This window comes from Salegentibacter sp., assembly GCF_041642575.1.
In the GTDB taxonomy this organism is placed as follows: domain Bacteria; phylum Bacteroidota; class Bacteroidia; order Flavobacteriales; family Flavobacteriaceae; genus Salegentibacter.
In genome coordinates this window covers 1-4,781 of sequence record NZ_JBEPWD010000123.1, presented here as the reverse complement: position 1 = coordinate 4,781, position 4,781 = coordinate 1, and the positions used below count along the sequence as shown (strand labels likewise).

Annotated in this window: 4 protein-coding genes; all 4 read right to left on the bottom strand. The window is 38.5% G+C overall.

Annotated features, from left to right (window positions below):
* A partial coding sequence (locus tag ACESK1_RS12030) for a 3-hydroxyacyl-CoA dehydrogenase family protein (protein WP_372920425.1) occupies positions 1 to 548 on the bottom strand: 548 nt, incomplete at its 3' end.
* Between the two features lie 74 nt (positions 549 to 622).
* Complete coding sequence (locus ACESK1_RS12025; RefSeq protein WP_372920424.1) at positions 623 to 1,078, bottom strand: MarR family winged helix-turn-helix transcriptional regulator; 456 nt, start codon at positions 1,076 to 1,078, stop codon at positions 623 to 625.
* 164 nt (positions 1,079 to 1,242) lie between these two features.
* On the bottom strand, positions 1,243 to 3,024 hold the full coding sequence (locus ACESK1_RS12020; RefSeq protein WP_372920423.1) for a long-chain fatty acid--CoA ligase: 1,782 nt from the start codon (positions 3,022 to 3,024) through the stop codon (positions 1,243 to 1,245).
* Between the two features lie 254 nt (positions 3,025 to 3,278).
* A partial coding sequence (locus ACESK1_RS12015) for a phosphoribosylformylglycinamidine synthase subunit PurQ (RefSeq protein WP_372920422.1) occupies positions 3,279 to 4,781 on the bottom strand: 1,503 nt, incomplete at its 5' end.

Genomic DNA, 4,781 nt, shown 5'->3' with positions numbered 1-4,781 from the left:
ACCTCTTTTGAAGTATCGGGACCGGGAATAATTTCGAATAGTCTAAGGTATCGGGGTGGGTTAAAGAAGTGTGTTCCGCAAAAATGTTTTTTGAAATCTTCACTTCTCCCTTCATTCATCTGTTGGATGGGAATTCCTGAGGTGTTGGTAGTGATAAGAGTACCAGGTTTGCGATGTTTTTCAAGGTTTTCAAATACCTGTTGTTTAATATCCAGGCGTTCCACAACCACTTCTATTATCCAATCGGCTTCAGAAACTTTGGAAATGTCGTCTTCCAAATTTCCGGTTTTAATCCGGCTCGCAAATTTTTGATGATAAATAGGAGAGGGTTTCGATTTCAGAGAAGCTTGCAAAGATTCGTTTACTATCCTGTTACGAACCTCTTTGTCTTCCAGGCTTAAACCTTTTTTCTTTTCCTTTTCATTGAGTTCCCTTGGAACAATATCCAGCAGGAGCACTTCTACGCCAATGTTGGCAAAATGACAGGCAATTCCGCTCCCCATAATTCCGGAGCCTATTACCGCCACTTTATTGATTCTTCTTTTCATGTTGTTGGTCAAATTTTACTATAAGGTTTTCGTTTTCTTTAATAATGTTACAGCCATTTGCTGAAAAATTTAGATCATTGATTTAGTTTGATTTCTTCTTTGTAGATCTTTTTTTCTGAAATAAGATCCATAATGGTATTCGCAACCTCTATAAAGGTTTTCAAATCTTCTTCTGAAACCGATTCTTTTACAGCTTCATCGAATCTAAGCACGACTTTTTTGGAATATTCACGCATTTCCCGTCCAAAATCGGTAAGGTGAATAAGAACGCTCCTACCATCCTTAGGATTTTTCCGACGCAGAATAAGTCCTTTATCTTCCATCGTTTTGAGTATCCTCGAAAGGCTGGTAGCTTCCATACCCATTTTAGGTCCAAGTGAAGTAGAAGGAGTGCCGGTTTCCGGATCGATGCTTAAAAGTGCAAAACCGGTGGCCATCGTACTACCGGCCTTTCCGGCTTCTTCATTATACATTTTCGAAACTGCCATCCACGTGGCACGCAACACATAATCTATTGTTTTTTCCTTCATTTGTGAGACTTGATTTCCAAAGTTAAGAAAAAATATTATGCATGCATAGCAAATGAACTTAAAATAGACAAATAGTAATGGGGTTCTTTAAATTTAGGTGAATTGCATAAAAAAACTCTCCTTTTAGGGAGAGTTTAACTGCATTTTAATAAAAGTTATATCGATTAATCATATCCATATATTTTATTATACTTATCAATATAGATTTCCTTTATATTTCTTCGTTTTAATTTCATAGTAGGAGTAAGGTGTCCTTCATCAATCCCCCAAACTTCAGGAGTGAGTTCAATAACTTTGATTTTCTCCCATTTCCCGAATTTTTCATTATAGAAATCAATTTCTTCCTGGATTCTTTGCTTAACCCGATCATTTTCCGCAACGGTTTTATTTGAACCATCACCAAGATCTATATTCTTTCTTTTTGCCCATTCCAGAATAAATTCAAAATTAGGCTGAACAAGTGCTGCAGGCATTTTTTCTCCATCTCCAATAACCATGATTTGTTCGATGAATCGGGATTGTTTCATTGTGTTTTCCAGAACCTGGGGTGCGACATATTTACCACCCGAGGTTTTAAACATTTCTTTTTTACGATCGGTAATCTTCAGGAAACCGTCTTTGTCGAGTTCTCCAATGTCACCTGTATGGAAATATCCATCAGGATTAATCACTTCTTTGGTTTTTTCAGGTTCTTTATAATAGCCCATCATTACATTTGGACCCTTACAAAGTATCTCACCATCTTGGGCAATTTTAACCTCAACATTTTCAAGAGGTTTCCCAACCGTTCCAATTCGGAAATTATAATTACGCTGATCGTTCACCGCAATAACAGGTGAAGTTTCAGTAAGCCCGTAACCTTCCATCACAGGGATATCTGCAGCGGCAAATACCCTGGCTAGTCTGGGCTGAAGAGCAGCTGAACCGGAAACCACCAGTTCTATATTTCCACCCAGGCCTTCTTTCCATTTAGAGAAAATTAATTTTCGGGCTAGTTTTAAGCGGGTTTCATACCACCAGCCATTGGCCTCATAAGGCTCATATTCCAGACCCAATTCCACAGCCCAGAAGAAGAGTTTTTGTTTTACACCGCCCAGATTTGATCCTTTGGCAATAATTTTATCGTAGACTTTCTCCAGAACCCTTGGAACAGCAGAAATTACATGTGGTTTTACCTCTTTCAGGTTATCACTGATACTCTCAATAGATTCAGCAAAATGAATGGAGACCGAATAATACTGGTATAAATAAAGGATCATTCTCTCAAAAATATGGCAAACCGGAAGGAAACTAAGGGAAACATAAGTACCTACCTCAAATGGAACACGGGTAGCGCTGCCAAGTACATTGCTAACAATATTGTTATGCGTAAGCATTACGCCTTTTGGCCTTCCGGTGGTACCTGAAGTGTAAATTAAGGTCGCAAGATCATCAGGTTTTACAGCTTCCTTTAATTTTTCTACCTCTTCCTGGTTGCTTTTATCCTCTCCCAGTTTCAGAATCTCTTTCCAGTTTTTACATCCGGAAATTTCATCAAAACAGTAAACCTCTTTTAAATTGGTATTCGCCTGAATAGCCCTTACTTTTTGCAAAACTTCATTATCAGAGACAAAACAATAAGTGGCTTCACTATGATTAAGTACATATTCATAATCTTCTTCAGGAATTGTGGGATAGATTGGAACATTTTGTGCACCAAGTTGCAGAATTCCTATGTCCATCACATTCCATTCAGTACGGTTTGTGGTAGAGATTACCGCAATTTTTTCATTGGGTAAAACTCCCAGCCTGAGCAACCCCCGACTAATGGTATTCGCCTGTTCTATATATTGTTTGGTTGAAAGGGCCACCCACTGTCCATCATATTTTGTAACCAGGGATTTTTCTAAAGGATAGTTTTCCAGCTGATAATAAGGAAAGTCAAAAAGTCTTTTGGGTTGGTTCATTTGTGTGGTATTATTATATCCCTTGCAAAATAGGAAAATTGCCAGCTATTTCAAATTGAATTTTTAAAATAAGGAACAATATATTAGTAAGTATGAAAAAAACTTAATGAATACAGAGCTATTTGTTTGAATTCCGATATTTTTATAATCTCTAGGACAGCATATAAGAAGTTTAAAATCAAAGCTTTGTGTTTTTGGAATATGCAAAAACCCCGAAGGAAATTTACCTACGGGGTTTTTTAAAAAAAGTAAGATTATTTATTCTCAAGCCATTTTCTGGCATTTACAAAGGCCTCAAGCCAGGGCGAAACTCTATCTGTTCTATCTTTCGGATAGTGCGCCCAGTTCCAGGGGAAAGTTGATCGTTCCAAATGAGGCATCATCACCAGGTGTCTTCCTGTTTTGTCGGTTAACATTGCTGCATTGTAATGTGAACCATTTGGGTTAGCCGGATAGCCTTCATAGCCGTATTTCGCAGGAATATCATATTGCTCTTCTTCATAAGGGAAACTGAATTTTCCTTCTCCGTGCGCTGCCCAAATTCCCAGTTTGCTGCCGGCAAGACTAGAAAGCATCACTGACTTGTTTTCCTGAATTTCTACCGAAGTGAAATTACATTCAAATTTATGCGACTCGTTATGTAACATTTTTGGTTTTTGATCATCTTCAGGGTTTATAAGCCCCAGTTCAATAAATAGCTGGCACCCATTACAAACCCCAAGGGATAAGGTATCTTCTCTTTTGAAGAAATTATCCAGTGCTTCTTTAGCCTTTTCATTATAAAGGAAAGCTCCGGCCCAACCTTTAGCACTTCCCAGGACATCAGAATTTGAGAAACCTCCCACGGTCGCTATAAAATTGATATCTTCAAGGGTTTCCCGTCCAGAGATGAGATCGGTCATATGTACATCTTTCACATCAAATCCTGCAAGATGCATGGCACGTGCCATTTCGCGTTCCGAATTTGAACCTTTTTCCCTAAGAATAGCTGCTTTTATTCTGGTTCCTCCAAAGGAAGGGAGTTTGCCGTCGAAATTTGCAGGAAATTTGAATTCAAGCGGCTGATTTTTATAGTTATTAAAACGTTCTGTAGCTTTATCTATTCCGCTCTGCTTTCCGTCCAGAAGGAAAGATGATTTATACCAAACATCCCTTAATTCAGGGATATTAAAACTTAGTTTTTCTTCCCCGTTTTGGATGGAAACCGTATCTCCCGCAATTACTTTTCCGATCTTAAAGAATTCGATGTTATTTTCTTTCAGAATAGCTTCTGCGGAAGCATCTTTCGCCTGAAAAATAATTCCGCAGTTTTCATTGAAAAGAAGTTTAACCGAATCTTTTTCGTTTAAAGCCGAAAGGTCAAAATCCGCAGCGAGATCGACATCAGCAAAACACATTTCCAAAAGACTGGTGATCAAACCTCCTGAAGCCACATCGTGGCCGGCAAGAATTTGGTCGTTTTTGAGAAGAATTTGAATTGCATTAAAAGCTTCAGCGAATTTTTTATCGTCTTTTATAGTCGGAACCTCATTCCCCACTTTATTAAGAATCTGGGCAAAAGAAGATCCGCCGAGTTTAAAGGAATCCTGAGACAAATTGATATAATAGATCTCTCCGCCGTTTTTCTGTAAAACAGGTTCCACAGTCTTGCTGATATCATCACAATGACCGGCCGCTGAAATAATCACGGTTCCGGGAGAGATAACTTCGCCATCCTTATACTTTTGCTTCATAGAAAGCGAATCTTTCCCTGTAGG

Bases quoted from the DNA above. Each gene is read 5' to 3' on its own strand.
- ACESK1_RS12025 (WP_372920424.1), bottom strand. From the start codon at position 1,078: ATGAAGGAAAAAACAATAGATTATGTGTTGCGTGCCACGTGGATGGCA.
- ACESK1_RS12020 (WP_372920423.1), bottom strand. From the start codon at position 3,024: ATGAACCAACCCAAAAGACTTTTTGACTTTCCTTATTATCAGCTGGAA.